This window comes from Sorangium sp. So ce119 (genome assembly GCF_051524405.1).
Lineage (GTDB): Bacteria > Myxococcota_A > Polyangia > Polyangiales > Polyangiaceae > Sorangium > Sorangium cellulosum_G.
Genome location: NZ_CP150310.1, coordinates 175,867 through 192,491 on the forward strand (window position 1 = coordinate 175,867; position 16,625 = coordinate 192,491).

A 16,625-nucleotide genomic window follows, 5' to 3' on the forward strand; every position below is an offset into this window, starting at 1 on the left:
CGGACGTCAGGGCGTACGCGGGAGAGGAATCTTCCACCGCGGTGGTGCCTCGCCATATCACGCGAATGTTTCGCTCAGGGACCTTCGGGCTCATCGGCACTGGGGGTGACCAGGTTCCCTCTCCGTCTGCGCAAAGGCCCAGTAGGGACGGCGACGCTGATCAGCCCCGCCTTCGGCCAATTCGCTGGAGCGAGCGCTACGCGCATGATACCATCAGCGTTCCGGCGATCGACGTCGCATGGGACCGTGTTACGAAGAGGTAGGGCAGGACGCCCCGAAGGAGAAGGAGTGAGGAATGGAGCTCAGGGCATGGTACGCGGCGCTCTGCGCAGGAATCGTGGGTCTCATGGGGTGCGGCGATAGCTCGGGCCAGAACCAGAACAGCGGCGCGGGCGCCTCGGGTCCGGGCAGCGGGACCGCCGGAGGAGGCCAGGGGCAGGGGGGCGACATCTTCGGTGGTCAAGGGGGCGACCCCTTCGGGCAGGGGGGTGATCCGTTCGGCAACGGGAACGGCGGAGCCAACGGCGGGGCGGGCGGCAACGGGAACACCTCGGGTTGCCAGCACGTCGATGTCGTGTTCGCGCTCGACAACTCCTCCAGCATGGATGAGGAAAAGGCGTCGATGCGCGACGTCGTGTTCCCGGCCTTCGCGCAGGCGCTGCTCCAGATCAGCGGCATCAAGGACTTCCGCGCGGCCGTGCTGGACGCCTGCCCCCTCCCCGCGACTTTCCACACCCGCGGCGCCGCGGGCGAGTGCTCGTTCCAGAGCCAGAAGGCGTGGATGGAGAGCACGAGCACCGAGCTCACGAGCGAGTTCCAGTGCGCCGCAGATCTCTATGCGGGGGACGTCGAGTGCACCGGCGACAGCGACGACGAGCAGCCCGCGTCCGCCGTCGCCGCCGCGCTGGAACCGCCGTTCTCGACCGCCGAGAACGCGGGGTTCCTCCGCGACGATGCGTTGCTCGTGGTGGTGGCGATCACCGATGAGGACGAGCAGCCCGTTCCGTCCCAGCGGCCGCAACAGATCCACGATCGGCTCGTCGCCGCGAAGGGCGAGGCAAAGAACGTCGTGTTCCTCGGCATCGGCGGGAGGACCGACTGCGACGGTGCTTATGGCAGCGCGGATGAGGCCGACGACCTGCAGCGGCTCGTGGACACGTTCGCTGCCGACGAGCGTGGCTTCTTCTGGGATCTGTGCGAGGGGCGTCTCGAGGACGGCCTGACGAACGCGCTCACGGCGATCGAAGAGGCTTGTACGGAGTTCGTGCCCACCGTGAACTGACGCGAGGCGGGTCGCCGGCTCAGCCGAACGTCGCGGCGACGAGCCGGGCGACCTCCGCGTGCGCGGCGTTCCGCGCCTCGGCGCTCGCCGCCGGCGCATTGACGAAGCAGGCGATGACGATCGGGGCGCGCGACGGCGGCCAGGCGACCGCGACGTCGTTCGCGGCGCCGTTGGCGCCGGTCCCGGTCTTGTCGCCGACGACCCAGTCGCTCGGCAGGCCCGCCCGGAGGCGGGCGAGGCCGGTGGTCGACCGGACCATCCACGCCGTGAGGCGCGCGCGCGACGCCTGGCGGAGGGCGCGCTCGTCGACCAGGATGGTTCGGCACGTGTCGGTCATGGCGTCGGGGGTCGTCGTGTCGCGGGGGTCGCCGGGGAGGCTCGAGTTGAGGGCCGGCTCGTCGCGATCGAGGCGCGTCACCTGGTCGCCGAGGCTGCGGAGGTAGGCGGTGAGGCCGGCGGGGCCGCCGATCTGCGCGAGGAGGAGGTTGGCGGCCGTGTTGTCGCTGGTCTCGACGGCGGCGGCGCAGAGCTCCTCGACGGTCAGGCCGCCCTCGGCGAGGCGGGCGCGCGTCACCGGTGCGTGCTCGAGGAGATCGGCCTCGCGGTACGTGACGCGGTGATCGAGCGCGAGCTGGCCCTGGTCGACGCGCGCGAGGAGGTTCGCCGCGAGGAGCGCCTTGAAGGTGGAGCACATCGCGAAGCGCTCGCCGGCGCGGTGGCCGATCCGGGCGCCGTTCGCCGTGTCGAGGGCGGCGACGCCGAGGCGGCCGCCGAGCTGAGCCTCGATGCGCGCGAGCGCCGGCGCGGCCCGCGCGTGCCGCTCGGGTGAGGCCGTTGGCGAAGAGGTGGTGGGAGCCGCCGCCGGGGACGCGTTGGTCGAGGTCGCGCCCGGGGTTTCGGCGGGCTGCGGTCGCTGTGCTCCTCCACAGCCGAGGAGAAGGAGAGAGGCGGCTCCACCGAGGAAGCCACGGCGTGACGAGCGAGGGTGGTCTTTCATGCAGGCTGCCGTACGCCCGTGGAGCGAAGCTCATTCCCGAGGGGAGAAGGAGGGCACGCACGTCCCGCCCCTGGGCTGAGGCTCGTTATCTGCAGCCAGGCAGTCATCGTCAATGAACGACGCGCTCGATCTCGATAACTCAGTAGCCCCACCGAGGATGTTCGCCGGCCGGGGATGGGCCGAGAGACATCGTCACGAACGATCCGCTCCATCTCGACGATACGGTAGGCCCCCGGAGGGGGCGTTCGCCGGGCGGCTCGGCAAGCCCTACCGCGCCGATGCGGTACCAGGCTCGAGGTGAAGCAGGATGATGGGTTGAGGCGGGCTCTCGGCGTCCCCGGTGCGGGGGGGCGCCCACGGCCGCTGGAGGGGCGTCCCCCGCCCGTTCAGGCGGGGGACACGCGGCCGTGGGCCCTCGTTCGCCGACTGGCGTCAGCTAGCGGCGCCGCCGGCGCAGCGCGAGCCCGGCGAGGGCGCCGAGCAGGGGCAGCAGCGCAGCCGCGCCCGGACCGCTGCCGGCCGGCGTGGGCCGCGCGGCGCAGAGGCCGTTGCCCTCGGCGAAGATGCCGCTCGGATCGTTCGGGTCGCCGGAGTCGGGCCCGCAGGTGCCCGGCGTGCTGTCGGTCGAGCTGCACACCTCGCCCGACGGGCAGCTGTTGCCGCCTTCGCCGCGGCAGCCTTCCTCGCACTGCTCGTCGACGCAGATCATCCCGCTCGACGCATCGCCGCAGTCGCTGTCCTGCCGGCACGTCTCGCCGGTGGGCAGATCGTCGGCGGCGTTGTTCGGATCGGTCTCGCCCTCGTCGACCCTGCCGTTGTGGTTCGCGTCCTCGGCGCCGTCGCTCACGCTGCCGTCGTCCGTGTCCGCATCGAGCGGGTTCGTGGTCGTCTCGGGGTCCGCGTCCGGGATGCAGGTGCCCGTCGCCGCGTCGGTGGCCTCGAGATCGCAGCCCAGCCCGAGCTCGGTGCCGTCGAACAGCCCGTCGTTGTCGCTGTCGGGGTCGAGCGCGTTGATGAGGCCGTCGCCGTCGTGATCGTCGCTGAAGTTCGGCTCCGCGCCGTCGAGCACGCCGTCGTCGTCGCTGTCGCCGTCCTCCGGATTCGTGCCGATCTCGCCCTCGAGCGCGTCGCTCAGCCCGTCGCCGTCGGTGTCCTCCGGCGCCACGTCGTCCTCGCCGTTGTTCGGGTCGGTCTCGTCCGCGTTGATGGCGCCGTCGAGGTTGATGTCCTCGTCGCCGTCGTTCACGCCGCCGTCGTCGGTGTCCGCGTCCACCGGCGAGGTCTTGGTCGCCCCCTCGTCGGCGTCGGCGCGGCAGTGGCCGGCCTCACCGTCGGTGCCTTCCCGATCGCAGGGCAGCCCGAGCTCGGTGCCGTCGTAGAGCCCGTCGTTGTCGCTGTCGACGTCGAGCACGTTGATCAGCCCATCGCCGTCGGTGTCGTCGCCCGGGCCCACCTCCTGCCCATCGAGCGCGCCGTCGTCGTCGGAGTCGGCGTCGTCCGGATCGCTCCCGATCATCTCCTCGGCGGCGTCGCTCAGCCCGTCGCCGTCGCGGTCGTCCGGCACCGCGTCGTCGGCGGCGTTGTTCGGATCGGTCTCGCCCTCGTCGATGGCGCCGTTGTGGTTCGCGTCCTCCACGCCGTCGCGCACGCCGCCGCGGTCCGTGTCCGGATCGAGCGGGGAGGTGACGGTGTCGCCGTTGTCTGCATCGGGGATGCAGGTGCCCGCGCCCGCGTCCGTGGCCTCGTTGTCGCAGGGCAGCCCGAGCTCGGTGCCGTCGAACAGCCCGTCGTCGTCGCTGTCGGGGTCGAGCGCGTTGATCTGGCCGTCGCCGTCGTGATCGTCGCTGAAGTTCGGCTCCAGCCCGTCGAGCACGCCGTCGTCGTCGCTGTCCGCGTCGTTCGGGTCGGTGCCGAGCAGGACCTCGATCTCGTCGACAAGCCCGTCGCTGTCCGCGTCGACGATCGACCCGTCGTCGTCGCCGTCGTTCGGATCGAGCTCGCCCTCGTCGATCGCGCCGTCGAGGTTGATGTCCTCCTGGCCGTCGCGCACGCCGCCGTCGTCGGTGTCCGCGTCGACCGGCGAGGTCTTGGTCGCCCCGGCGTCCGCGTCGGCGCGGCAGTGGCCCGCGCCGGCGTCGGTCGCCTCGTTGTCGCAGGGCAGCCCGAGCTCGGTGCCGTCGAAGAGCCCGTCGTTGTCGCTGTCGACGTCGCGCACGTTGATGAGCCCGTCGCCGTCGGTGTCGTCGGCCGGGTTCGGCTCCTGCCCGTCGAGCGCGCCGTCGTCGTCGGAGTCGGCGTCGTTCGGGTCGCTCCCGATCGTCTCCTCGAGGTCGTCGCTCAGCCCGTCGCCGTCGGTGTCCACCGGCGGCACGTCGTCGTCGCCCTCGTTCGGATCGGTCTCGCCCTCGTCGACGACGCCGTCGAGGTCCACGTCCTCCTGCCCGTCGGGCACGCCGCCGTCGTCGGAGTCGGCGTCGAGCGGGTCGGTCTTCGTCGCCCCGGCGTCGCCGTCGATCCTGCAGTGGGCCGCGCCGAGCTCGGTCGCCGGGTTGTCGCAGAGCGAGCCGAGCTCGGTGCCGTCGTAGAGCCCGTCGTTGTCGCTGTCGGGGTCGAGCGCGTTGATGAGGCCGTCCCCATCGGAGTCCACGCTGAAGCTCGGCTCCTCGCCGTCGGTCACGCCGTCATCGTCGCTGTCCGCGTCGTTCGGGTCGGTGCCGGCCGTGAGCTCGGTGGGATCGTCGATCCCGTCGCCGTCCGAGTCGCAGCCGTTGCCGATGATCCCGTCGCAGTCGTTGTCGATCGCGTCGCCGCAGACCTCGGCCGCCGCGGGCACGCACTCGCAGGTGTTGCCGTCGGGATCGCACGTCGGGGTGAGCGGCCCGCAGTGCGCGTCGGTGAGGCACTCGACGCACGTGTTGGGCGTGCCCGCCGTCTCGCAGTGCGGCGTCGGCTCGGCGCACTGCGCGTCAGTCTCGCACGCGTCGACGACGACCTCGGTCGGCGGCACGCCGCCCGCCGGGCCGTTGCCGTCGGTCGGCGTGTCCTCGGCCGGCGCGCCCTGCTGTCCGGCGGCGTTGACGACCGCCTGGTTGGCGATGAGGCCCGAGGCGCCGGCGTCGACCGTCACCTGGAAGGTGACCCTCGACGAGCCGGTGGCAGCGGGGAGCGAGCCCCCCGTCGTCGCGTTCGCGCCGGTGCCGAGCCGCACGCGGACCGTGCGCGACCCGGCGTCGTACTCGCCCTGATCGTCGCCGGCCGCGTCCGTCTTCGCGCCCATGTTGGCGCCGGCTGTGACCGAGAGCGAGCCCGGCACGTACGTCACGCCCGCGGGCAGCGGATCGCTGAGCACGGTGTTGGTCGACGCGTCGTTGCCGGTGTTGGTGACGGCGATCGTGTACTGGAGCACGTCGCCCGGGAGCAGCAGCCCGCCGTTCACGTCTTCGACCGTCTTCGTGGAGGACGTGAAGTCCGGCTTGAAGGTCGAGATCGACGTGATGAAGCCGGCGAGGAAGTACAGGTCGTTGTTGCTCGACGCCTGGATGGGCGCCGAGGTCTGCCCAGGGGTCACCTTGGTGGTGATGTCGAGGACGTCGATGTCCATGCCGGCCATGCTCCCCGCGGTCCCGGCGAGCTGCGGCAGGTCCCCGACGTTCGACACCGGCATGTTGAGATAGGACCGCGTGCCGTTGAAGAAGTTGCCGGCCGGGTTCAGCGCGTCGCCGAGGGCGGTCCCTCCGTTGAAGAAGAACTGATCTCCATCAAAGGCCACGTCGCCCTCGAACGCGACGATGCCGAGCTTCGCGTCGTAGCCCGCGTTCGGCACCACGAACCCCGACAGGGTGGCGCTCTGGGTCGACCCGCTGGCCACCGTGTCGAGCCCGTCGAAGAGCGCGAGGTTGCGCGGCGGCTCGGAGGCGAGCTCGTAGAACACGACAAGCCACCACCCGGCGAAGTGGTTGTCGAAGTTGTTGTTCGTGAAGCTCGCGGTGTTGACGCCGCTCACCCGGTACGCGCCGGACCCTTGCGCCTGCACGACGGCGGTGATGTCCGCGACCGACTGGTAGTAGACGCGCCCCGAGCTGGTCTTCTCGACGCTGTCGATGGCGGTCACCTCCTCGGAGAAGCCGCTCGCGCCGGGCCGCTCCAGGGTGACGGCCTCGTCCGCGCTCCCGGTGGTGCCGAGGTGCGCGCCCCAGTACAGGTACGCGTGGGTGACCCTCGCGCCGGCCGGCACCTCCAGCACCGCGGTGGTGCGCGCCTGCGCCGCGGTGATGCTGGCGCTCGCCTCCGCCCCGCCCTCCGCGGGCGAGTCGGCGCGCCAGAAGATGTCGGGCGCGCTGTCGCCGGTGTTGGTCCCGCACGGGCCGATGTCGCCCAGCACGGGCGACTCGATGTCGTCCCTGCCGCACTCGTGGCCGAGCGTGTTGCCGATGAGGAGGAAGTCTCCCCGCTGATCGATCTGCACGCGCAGCGCGGGCGCGGCGTGCGCGACGCCGCCCTGCCCGCCCGCGCAGGCGAGCCCGACAAGACTACCTATGACCCAACGTCTCTTCACGGCGCCTCCTGCTGCTGCTTCGGCTTCTTCTCGAGGATCTTGAACTGCACGCGGCGGTTCTTCTGGCGTCCCTCGTCGGTGTCGTTCTCCGCGATCGGGACGTCAGGCCCGTAGCCCTTCGACGCGAGCCGCTCGGCCTCGACGCCGCGCTGGACCAGCGCCTTCGTGACCGACTCGGCCCTCGCCTGGCTGAGCTTGATATTGTACGCGCGTCCGCCGCGCGGATCGGTGTGCCCCTGCACCTCGATCTTGGTGATCTCCGGGTGCTCCTTCAGCACACCCGCGACCTCGTCGAGGAGCTCGTCGCTCGCCTTCTTGATCGTCGCCTTGCCGGTGTCGAACTGCACCTGCTGGAGGATGACGATCTCCTGCTCGGTCACGCGCACCGCGACGGGGCAGCCGTTCTTGCCCGGATCCGGATCGGGCTTGCCCTTCTCGTCGGGGCAGGCGTCCTTGTCGTCGCGCACCGTGTCGCCGTCGCGATCGCCGGGGCAGCCGTTCGTCGCCGGATCCGAGGTGCGGAGACCGGGGATATCGGGGCAGGCGTCCTCCGCGTCGATCACGCCGTCGCCGTCCTTGTCCGGCGGCGGCGGGCAGCCGTGCTTCTTCGGGTCCTCGTTGCTCGGGCCGGCCTCCTCCGGGCACGCGTCGACGTCGTCCGTGATGCCGTCCTTGTCGCGGTCCCCGGGCGGCGGGCAGCCGTGCTTCTTCGGGTCGTCGTTCGCGATGCCGGGCGTGTCCGGGCACGCGTCGATGCGGTCGAGGATGCCGTCCTCGTCGCGATCGGAGGGCGGGCAGCCGTTCTTCTTCGGGTCGGCGTCGCCCACGCCGGGCGTCTCCGGGCAGGCGTCCTGCTCGTTCGGGATGCCGTCCTTGTCGCGGTCGGGGTCCACGCGCTGGACCTCCGGCGAGTACGCGAGCATCGCGACCGCGCGGAAGTCCGGGGTGCCGATGCCCGAGGTGAACCCAGGGCCGGCGGCGACGCCGATCTCGAAGTCGCGCACCGCGGGCGCGAAGCGGTAGCGCACGCCGAGCAGCGCCTCGACGTTCGTGTTGCGCGCGTCCGGATCCTCCAGCACCGTCGACACGGTCACCTCGGGCCCGATCTGGAGCTGCTCCTCGGGCAGCAGCAGCAGGCCGACGCCCGCGCCGCCGTTGAACATCAGCCCTTGTCGCACCTGCGCGAACGTCTGCGCGGGGCGCAGGTCGACGCCCGCCGCGAGCGACCACGTGAGGTGCGGGACCCTGCCGCCGGCGATGATCTGGGGCATGCCGCGCACCGTCCCCTCGCCCACGTACGAGCCGCGCTCGCCGTTGCCGGTCGGCAGCCACATGTACCCGCCGACCGCGAGCTGGAACGGGTCGAAGTACTCGCCCAGCAGCCGCAGCCGCAGCCCGAGCCGGAGGTCGCCGATCTCCGCGCCGCTCGGCGACGGGAAGGAGAGCCCCTCCGCCGTCGGGTTTCCGCCCTCCTGCAGCACGGCGAGCGGCACGTCGACGTTGACGTGGAGCCGGTCCCAGAGCGTGAGCGAGCCGTTCAGGTGCAGGAAGAGCTGGTGCTCCACGATCGAGTCGATCGGCTCATCCTGCCCCAGGCGCGTGAGCACGAGCGGGTTGTGCGCGTAATCGCCGAGCAGCATCAGGTGGAGCGTCGGGCTGCCGTCCTGCCTGGGCGAGGCCGCGTAGGGCGACGGCACGCCGAACATCCGATCGCCCGCGGGCGCTGGGCTGAAGCGGTCGAGGGCGAGGCCGCGCTCCGCGTCCGCCTCCTGAGCGGACGCTGGCGCGGCCCACGCCGCCGCGGCTAGCGCGGCGGCGCCGCAGATCCATCGAGGGGGAGAATGGGCTCTCATGCGCAGAATCACCTTTTGAGTGCAGGGGGGGCGAGCGGCCGTGGACTGCTCCGGCGCGCAGGCGAGTTGTGGGAAACGCCGCTCCCTCCAGCGGAGGAACGGCACGCTGCCTCGAATCCCGGGCCGTCTTATAGGACGTCGCTGGATGCCGCCGGTGGACTTTTCGAACGGCGGTCGACCGAAATCCAGGCGGCCTCGACAGACGGCTCGCGCTGCGATCCGGGCTTCGCAGCGCTGCCCATGCAAGCCGTGTGCGCGCCCGCGCGCGGCGTCGACGCCGGCGCGCGCGGCGATTTCGCTCTTCAGGGCGGCGCCGGGGCGGGTCGATTGAGGTCTGCAGGCATCAGCGCTGCGGCACGGGAGCATCGGGCGACTCCTGGGTCGTCCCTGCCATCGAGCGTCCTTGCGCTGCCGGCCGCGCCGGGAGCGCCGTGGCGCGACGGCGATGCGATCGAGGAGATGCCGCGGTGACGCTCCCGCGCAGAACTCGCGGTCGCGGCCGGGCCCGTGCTACGGCGCTTCTGTGCAGCCGCACCCCTTCCGCCAGCCGGCGGAGCGCCCGACGGCGCCTCCCGAGGATCAGCGCCTCGGCGAGCTCCGCTCGGTTCACGCGCAGCGCCGGAACTTCGCGCTGTTCCAGGTCGCGCGGGGCGCGCTGCTCCTCGTGTTCACGAGCGTGATCGGCGCCGTCATCGCCGGCTGGCAGGGCTTCTTCCTGTCGCTTCCGTTCGGGCTCGCGGGCTTCGCCGTGCTCGCGTCCGCTGCGCTGCGCCACCGCGGGCTGCGGATCGAGCTCCACGATCACGGCGTCGTCGTGGCGCGCCGGGAGGGGCGCGAGGTCGTGGTGTTCGACGACGTGGACGAGGTGTGGTTCGACCTCGACCGGAGCTCGACGCCGTTCGGGAGCTTCGTGTTCCTCCGCGGCGTCCGCCTCGTGGAGCACTCCGGCGCGCAGCGCTCGGTGCCTGTCGAGGTCGCGGACGGCCAGGAGGTGGCCCGACGGATACTCCTGTGCTGCTCTCATCCCCTGATGGACGACGCGCGGCGCGCGATCTCGGACGGCGAGGCCCTGACGTTCGGTCCGGTGCGCCTCGACGGGCAGGGGATCGCGATCCGCGAACACAACGCGGCCTGGAGCGCTCTGTCTCTCGTGCGCCTGCAGTCGGGCCGAGTCGCCTTCTTCCGGGGCCAGACGGTGTTTCCCTGGAAGACGGTGAGCCTCGATCGCGTCCCGCACCCGACGGTGTTCGCCAGGCTGGTCACCGAGCGCGCGCCGCGCGTGGAGCGCGACGACGTCTGGGCGGCCTGGACCGGGTGAGGCGCGGCGCGCGCGAGGCGGTGCCTTTCCCCGCCGCATGGCCTGGCATCGTCTTCCTGCCGGAGGCAGCTCCCGACCGTTCAGACGAAGGAGGTCCTGGCGATGAACCTTTCCCGGAAGAGGCGCGGCGCGATCCCTATCCCATGTACGAGCAGCTGCGGAGCAGCTCTCCCGTGCTCCATATCGCCGCGTTCGGGCAGGGCATCCACTTCTGCCTCGGGGCGCCGCTCGCGCGCCTGGAAGCGCGGGTCGCGCTGTCGGATCTCCTCTCGCGCCTGCGGGGGCTCGAGCTCGCGAGCAGGGAGCCGTGGGAGCCGCGCAAGGCCCTCAACGTGCTCGGCCCCGCGCGCCTGCCGATCTGCTTCGAGCCGGGCAGGCGCAGCGCCGCCGCAGGGTGACGCCGGAGCGGCGCGCGACGCGCGAGGGACGCGGGACAGGGCGATGGGGCCGGGATCGGCGTCGCGCGCGGCGGCCCGTCACGCCCCGGGCTCACCGCGGTCGAGAAACAGCTCTGCCATGGGGATCTCGACGTCGTCGAACGGCGCGGCGCGCACCGTATCACCGGGGCTCGCGACGAGCAGGATCACATAACCACGCTCTGCCCGCTCGAGGACGGTCAGCGTCTCGTAGGTCGGATCCACCAGCCAGTAGTGCGGCACGCCCGCCTGGAAATAGGCGTCGCGCTTCGGGCCTTGGTCATAGCGGGCCGTCGAGGAAGAGAGCACCTCGCAGATGAAGTCGGGCACAGCGGTGACGACGCCTCGGTCGTCCGGCGCGGGCGCCCGCTCGTGCTTGTCCCTCCGCCAGCCGACCACGTCCGGACGGCAGCCGATGCCGCCGAGCAGCATGTCGACTTCCTGCGAGATCCACCAGCCTCCAGGGCCGCCCTCTCCGGACCCCTTCCGGTTGTAGGGCCACAGCTTCACGAAGATCCCTCCCTGGGTGAAGCCGTGCTGCGGGCCGGGGAAGGCGTGGTAGACGAGCGCGCCGTGGATCAGCTCGGCGCGCTCGCTCTCCGCAACGGCGAGCCAGTCCTCGACGGTGGCACGGTCGGACGGGCCGGAGCTCAGAGCAAGGGACGCCGCGCGCATGCGCCGAGCATACCAAGCTGGAACGGCTCGCGGCAGAGGCGCGCGACCCGCGCCGGCGCTTCGACGCTCGCGTGCGGCCGGTGTCGCCGGAGCTGCCGCCCCGTTGTCGGCGGACGCGGCCTCAGGGCTGCTGCTGCTTCTTCTTCCACTTCTTCTTGGGGCGCGGCGGCAGCTTCATCTTCTTCGGGTCCTTGGGCGCCCAAGGCACGCGCGTGTCGACCGGCAGGATGTCCTCGTGGGGCAGGGCGCGCTCGCCCTCGCGCTTCACCGCGAAGGACGCCGAGACCACGTTGACCCTGTGCGCCCCGACGTCGGACAGATCGCCCTTGGCGCGGAGGCCGACGGGGATGCAGAAGACCCTCTTTCGCTCTTCATCATCCATGTCGGCCGCCGGCGGCGGCCCGTCGCCGCGCCCGCGCACCTCGCCGAGCTGGTTCGGGTTCTCCACGGCCTGCTGCAGCTTCTCGAGCACCTCCTCGGCGCACACGAGCTCCGCCTTCGGCTTCTGCTTGCTGCCGGAGGGATATTGCACCTTGGACTGGACCTTGACGGTCACGGTCACCGGCGCCCGGTCAGGCCCCATCTGGAGCGCGCTGCCGGCGAGCGCGCCCTTCGCCTCGCCCACGATGCGCTCCCACGTGGGGCCGTCGCCGGCCGTCGCGCTCACCAGCCGGACGCCGAGGACCTGGCCGTCGGCGCCGAGCTTGACCTCGAACGTCGCGCGGGCGTCGAGGGGCGCGGCCGAGGAGCGCACCGTGTCCGCCAGCGTGCTCGCCACCGCGCCGGCGGCCGGGACGCTGATGCCCACGCTCTTGTCCTTGCTGTGCAGCGTGCCGCTCAGGACCTTGCCCGCGATGGCCGGATCCACGGGGCGAGCGAGCGGGGCGGCCGTGGGGGCAGCCCGCGGCGCCTCGGGGGCGGGGAGCGCGCCGGGCACGGTCCAGAGCGGCGCCCCGAGCCCGGGCGCGAGCGCGATCCCCTCGCCCGCCGCGGGGGGCGCCGCCGACGGCGGCCCGCCGTACTCGTCGCCGGGCGGCGCTGTCGGCGCGGGTCCGGGCGCCTCGGCGACGGGCGCGGGGGGCTCGGCCCCGGAAGGGGGCGCCTCGGCCGCGGGCGGGGGTGCTTCGGCCGCGGGGGCAGGCGCCTCCGGCGGCGCGGGCTCCGGCGCGCTCCTCGGCGCGGCGGCGGGCGCCTCGGGGGCGGCCGGCGCGGGCCTCGCGCGCTCGACGGAGGCCACCTTGGCGGCCGCTGCGCCGGGCGCGGGCGCCTGCGTCTTCTCCACCGGGTCCACCGGGGCGGCCTTGCCGATCTCGTCCGCGCGCTCGGGCTCGCGCGCGCCCGGCGCGGCTCCAGCCGGCTGCGCCGCGGCCTGCGAGCCCGGCTCCTCGAGCTCGACGTCGATGCCGTCGACGAGCGCGGGGGGCCCGGCAGGCGGCTCGGGGAGCCGCTCGCGCGTCGGCGCCGCGAGGAGCGCGAGGTGCGCCGCGATCGCCATGGACAGGGCCACGGCATCGCGTCCTCTCAGCGAGATGCTCACCGCCTCCTCGATCCAAGGCGACTGCGCATTGAAGATTTCTAGCACGCCCCCGGGCACGCGCGCCGCCCGACCCGGGTGGGCCGTCGTCCACCCCGCGTAGAGCACGATCGCGACGCCGCGAGCTCGCCGGCCGGCGCCGATGTGCGCTGTCTTTCGGCGCTCACCCCATCGGCGCCCGCCGCGCCGCCGGCGCTGACCGCCCCCGCCGCGCCCTCAGCGCGCGTGCTGCCCGCGATCTCCCCTCACCCCCGGGTATCCGAGCTTCACGTTGCCGTTCGAAGACTCGAACTCGAGCTTGCTCGGGGCGTCCTTGAGCTTCTATGTCCCGCGATCGTAATATTTGTTACATGAAGACGGGTGTCGTCAGAGAACGGGGGTGCCTGGCGCGGCGTCCTCGACCGTGATGGTGCGGACGCGCCCTTCGACCTCTGCGGTCAGCAACATGCCTTCGGACACGAGCCCTTTGCCGAAGTCGCGCGGCAGCAGGTTGCAGATGACGACGACCCGCTTGCCGACCAGCTCTTCCGGGGCGTAGCTCGCCGCGATCCCCGAGATGATGCGCCGGGGCGCGCCGTCGCCGGTGTCGACCCGCAGATCGAGCAGCCGGTCCTTCTTCTTCACGCGCTCGGCGCTCGTGACCAGGCCGATCCGGAGGTCCAGCTTGGCGAAGTCGTCGAACGCTACGGGGGCCTTGCCCTGCCCCGCCGGAGGGGCGGGCGCTCCGGCGCCGCCCGCCGCCGCCGGAGCAGCGGGAGCAGCGTTTGCGGCGGGAGCAGCGTTTGCGGCGGGAGCAGCGTTTGCGGCGGGAGCGGCCTTCGCGCCGGCGTCGGGCTGCGGCGGGGCGGCGTCGGCCGGGGGCGGGGCGAACCGGGCGAGCAGCTCGGCCTCTTTCGCCTTCTCGAGGCGCGGGAAGATGGGCGCGCCCCGGCGGAGCTTCCCGCCGGGCTTCCGGACAGGAGGGTTGAACGGCCACTGATCGTGGCCCACCTCGGGCGCGATCGGCGGCAACCCGAGCTGATCGCGCATCCTGTCGGCCACGACCGGCAGCACGGGGGAGATCATCACGCTGATCGCCTCGAGCTGCTCGATCAAGGTCGCGATGATGGTGCCGAGGCGGCGCGGGTCCGTCTTCTTGGCCGCCCACGGAGCGGCCTTGTCGACATAGAGGTTCGCCGCCGCGATCGCCGCCCAGATCGCGTCGAGCGCGCGCGTCGGCTGGTTCGCGTCGAACGCGGCTGTCGCGGCCGACGAGGCCTGTCGCTGCGCGCCGGCGAGCTCCGCCTCGAGCGGGCCGGGCTCCCCCTTCTCGGGGACCTCCTCGGCGAACGGCAGCACCCGGTTCAGCAGGTTGCCGAGCGCATTGCCGAGCTCCGAGGCGTACCGCGAAAGGACGTCCTGGAGGCCGAAGTCGCCGTCCTGACCGAAGGAGATCGCGCGCATGAGGCAATAGCGCACCACGTCCACCCCGACGGGCGGCGCGCCGGCGGCGGCGGCCGGGCCGCCGGGCAGGGCCGCCGCGGCCGCCTCGGAGATGGCGTCCGCGACCTCGACGGGGCTGATGGTGTTGCGGAGCGTCTTCGACATCTTCTGGCCGCTGTAGGTGAGGAACCCGTGGGCGAAGACCTGCCGCGGGAGCTCCGCCTCGCCGTAGCCGGCGGAGAGCAGGAACGCGGGCCAGTAGACGGCGTGGAAGCGGAGGATGTCCTTGCCCACGAGGTGAACGTCCGCGGGCCAGAAGCGCGTGTTGTCCTCCGGCTCCCTGAGGGCGGTCATGTAGTTCGCCAGCGCGTCGAACCAGACGTACATGACGTGCTTCGGGTCGTCGGGGACGGGGATACCCCACTGGAACGTGGTGCGGGAGACGGAGAGATCCTGGAGCCCCTCGCGCACGAAGCTCGTCACCTCGTTGAGGCGGCTGGCAGGCTGCACGAAGGTGCGGGTGCGCTTGTAGAAGTCGAGCAGCGCGTCTGCGTAGCTGGAGAGGCGGAAGAAGTAGCTCTCTTCCTTGACGCTCTCGGCGGGCCTGTTGTGCAGCGGGCAGATGTTGCCGGGCTGCTGGAGGTCCTTCTCGGTGTAGTAGGCCTCGCACCCGACGCAGTAGAGCCCCTCGTAATGGCCGAGGTAGATGTCCCCGCGCGCCTGGATGCGGCGCCAGAGCTCCTGTACGCCCTTCTTGTGGCGGGCCTCGCTCGTGCGGATGAAGTCGTCCGGAGCGCAGCCGAGCTTCGGCCACGTGGCGCGGAAGGCGGCGGCGATCTCGTCGGCGTGGGCGCCCGGGGCGATGCCGCGCGCCTCGGCGGCGCGCTGGATCTTGAGGCCGTGCTCGTCCGTGCCGGTGAGCATGCGGCTCTCGTGGCCGCGCAGCCGGTGGTAGCGGCAGAGCACGTCCGCGGCGATCGTCGTGTAGGCGGTGCCGAGGTGCGGGACGTCGTTGATGTAGTAGATGGGCGTCGTGACGTAGAAGCGGCTCGCCATGGGGACGACCTCATAGCATGGGGCGCTCGCGCGCGGCACGCGGCGGCGCCGCAGCGCGGCGATCGGCTCGTCGACGGACCGCCTCGACGGGTCCACCGCGCGTCGCGGTCGTGATGGCTCAACCCGGGTCGGGGGGTCGGGGTCGAGTGGTCGGGTCGTGAGCGGGGTCGGAACGCGATGGATCAACGCGGGTCGGGTCGCGTCGATCACGCCGGGTACGCGCCACCTTCACGACAAACCGGATCGTGGCCCGCACGGCCAAGGCGAGAACAACCGCGGCGAGCGCCGCTGCCCCGGCGGCCATGTAACGGAGCCGGGTGTACATGCTCCGACCGGTCCGATCCATGTCGAACGAGAGCCGCTGCTCGTCCGAGAGATTCCCTGACAGATCGATCGCTCGAGCCGAAAGAACGTACTCACGCTCAAGCTCGAGCGCCCACGCGCGCGGATTGTCGCTCCCATACACCCAGGGAACGGGCCCGAGGAGCGGGCCGAGGATGCGCGTCTCGCCGTCCTGCGCGTAGACATCCCAGACGAACCACGTGGCTGGGTCCGGCTCCTTCGGGACGAACCAGAGCAGCCCGTGATCGCTGCAAGCATGGGAAACCTTGTCACGCTCGATCGTGAAGGCCGGCGCGACGGGCTTGTCCTCCGACCCGGGAAGCGAGGCGATGACCACGATGGGCCGCCGACCGATGTGCGTTACCAGGTAGACGCCATCGGGCTCCAGGCGCTGATCGGGCGGAAGCGAAAAGCAGCGACGACCATGAATGAACAGCTCGGGGCGCTCGATGAGCGACGTCGACGGTCCCAGGCGCAGCCGCTGGACGGTGACACGCTGTGTCTCCGGCGGCGATGGCGGTGAGATGCCCCACTCTAGCTGTTCGCCCCATCTGGCGAACAGCGCCTGCCCGGCTGCGTCGCGAAGCAGATACATCGCTGCGGCGTCGAGAGCGGCAGAATCGTCGAGCTTGCAGGTTGACCTATCGCAGTTGATCGAGGCGCTCCGGTGCTCGACGACGGCTGCCGCGTGGAGCGTCGGCTCGATGTCGCACAGCCGGGCCGGTGAGGGCGGCACGTGCAGAACGTCGGCAGCTCCTGACAGGCGGCTGTACTTCGCGTCCGGCTCGTCCTCGCATGGAGGGGTCGCGGCGCTCGGTCGCGCGGCCAGCCAGACAGCGAACAGCACCGCCGGGAAGATCGCCGTCGATGGTCGAGTCTTCCGTACAAGACCGGCAGCGCTCGTCGTCCGCTGCATGCATACCGAGGACGCGTTCGACATGCCGCAGCTCATCGCTGCACGCCCGTCGCTCGTTGTCCGCTTCGCTGCGCTCCTCGCTCGGCGATTCATCGGCGCACTCGACCTGCTGCACGTCGCCAGGCTCTCGACGTGCAACCGGCTCCTCTGGAGATACCTCTCTGGTCGGCCGGAAGATCGCCCATGTCAGGGATCGCTGCTCGGCGGACGGATCGATCCTGCGTCTGCGGTCCGTCCCGGCCCTGTCGGGCGGCGAGGC

Annotated in this window: 10 protein-coding genes; 3 read left to right on the forward strand and 7 right to left on the reverse strand. The window is 72.0% G+C overall.

All coding sequences use genetic code 11. The features are described from left to right. Positions 1-295: 295 nt before the first annotated feature. Positions 296-1,282: a hypothetical protein gene (locus WME76_RS00740; RefSeq protein WP_437958307.1), complete on the forward strand. Its 987-nt coding sequence runs from the start codon at positions 296-298 to the stop codon at positions 1,280-1,282. Positions 1,283-1,301: 19 nt separating this feature from the next. Here WME76_RS00740 and bla read toward each other — a convergent pair whose 3' ends face one another. The 3 genes from bla to WME76_RS00755 all read right to left on the reverse strand — a co-directional run bounded on the left by bla (position 1,302) and on the right by WME76_RS00755 (position 8,687). Further along, positions 1,302-2,279, reverse strand: coding sequence for a class A beta-lactamase (gene bla, locus WME76_RS00745; protein ID WP_437958308.1), 978 nt, complete (start codon positions 2,277-2,279; stop codon positions 1,302-1,304). 436 nt (positions 2,280-2,715) lie between these two features. After that, entirely contained in the window at positions 2,716-6,834 is a 4,119-nt protein-coding gene (locus WME76_RS00750; protein WP_437958309.1) for an isopeptide-forming domain-containing fimbrial protein, read from the reverse strand. Continuing rightward, positions 6,831-8,687: an OmpA family protein gene (locus WME76_RS00755; RefSeq protein ID WP_437958310.1), complete on the reverse strand. Its 1,857-nt coding sequence runs from the start codon at positions 8,685-8,687 to the stop codon at positions 6,831-6,833. Before WME76_RS00755 ends, WME76_RS00750 begins: the two co-directional genes overlap by 4 nt. A gap of 523 nt (positions 8,688-9,210) precedes the next feature. Between WME76_RS00755 and WME76_RS00760 the strand changes: the two genes are divergently transcribed. After that, positions 9,211-10,005 (forward strand): DUF6585 family protein, encoded by a 795-nt coding sequence (locus tag WME76_RS00760; RefSeq protein ID WP_437958311.1) that lies wholly within the window; start codon positions 9,211-9,213, stop codon positions 10,003-10,005. 173 nt (positions 10,006-10,178) lie between these two features. Then, the gene (locus tag WME76_RS00765) at positions 10,179-10,403 is read left to right on the forward strand and encodes a cytochrome P450 (RefSeq protein WP_437958312.1); all 225 of its coding nucleotides are present in this window, start codon (positions 10,179-10,181) and stop codon (positions 10,401-10,403) included. A gap of 78 nt (positions 10,404-10,481) precedes the next feature. Here the strand turns inward: WME76_RS00765 and WME76_RS00770 are convergent, their stop codons facing one another. The 4 genes from WME76_RS00770 to WME76_RS00785 all read right to left on the reverse strand — a co-directional run bounded on the left by WME76_RS00770 (position 10,482) and on the right by WME76_RS00785 (position 16,390). Further along, positions 10,482-11,096, reverse strand: coding sequence for a Uma2 family endonuclease (locus tag WME76_RS00770; protein ID WP_437958313.1), 615 nt, complete (start codon positions 11,094-11,096; stop codon positions 10,482-10,484). 121 nt (positions 11,097-11,217) lie between these two features. Then, the gene (locus tag WME76_RS00775) at positions 11,218-12,603 is read right to left on the reverse strand and encodes a hypothetical protein (protein ID WP_437958314.1); all 1,386 of its coding nucleotides are present in this window, start codon (positions 12,601-12,603) and stop codon (positions 11,218-11,220) included. Positions 12,604-12,996: 393 nt separating this feature from the next. Further along, positions 12,997-15,108 carry a methionine--tRNA ligase gene (gene metG, locus WME76_RS00780; RefSeq protein ID WP_437958315.1) on the reverse strand — a complete coding sequence of 704 codons (2,112 nt, stop codon included), beginning with the start codon at positions 15,106-15,108 and terminating at the stop codon, positions 12,997-12,999. Positions 15,109-15,226: 118 nt separating this feature from the next. Next, positions 15,227-16,390 carry a hypothetical protein gene (locus tag WME76_RS00785; RefSeq protein ID WP_437958316.1) on the reverse strand — a complete coding sequence of 388 codons (1,164 nt, stop codon included), beginning with the start codon at positions 16,388-16,390 and terminating at the stop codon, positions 15,227-15,229. Between the last annotated feature and the right edge of the window lie 235 nt (positions 16,391-16,625).

Excerpts from the sequence above, each read along its gene's own strand:
- WME76_RS00740 (WP_437958307.1), top strand. The coding sequence starts at position 296 with ATGGAGCTCAGGGCATGGTACGCGGCGCTCTGCGCAGGAATCGTGGGT.
- bla (WP_437958308.1), bottom strand. The coding sequence starts at position 2,279 with ATGAAAGACCACCCTCGCTCGTCACGCCGTGGCTTCCTCGGTGGAGCC.
- WME76_RS00755 (WP_437958310.1), bottom strand. The coding sequence starts at position 8,687 with ATGAGAGCCCATTCTCCCCCTCGATGGATCTGCGGCGCCGCCGCGCTA.
- WME76_RS00770 (WP_437958313.1), bottom strand. The coding sequence starts at position 11,096 with ATGCGCGCGGCGTCCCTTGCTCTGAGCTCCGGCCCGTCCGACCGTGCC.
- metG (WP_437958315.1), bottom strand. The coding sequence starts at position 15,108 with ATGGCGAGCCGCTTCTACGTCACGACGCCCATCTACTACATCAACGAC.
- WME76_RS00785 (WP_437958316.1), bottom strand. The coding sequence starts at position 16,390 with ATGTCGAACGCGTCCTCGGTATGCATGCAGCGGACGACGAGCGCTGCC.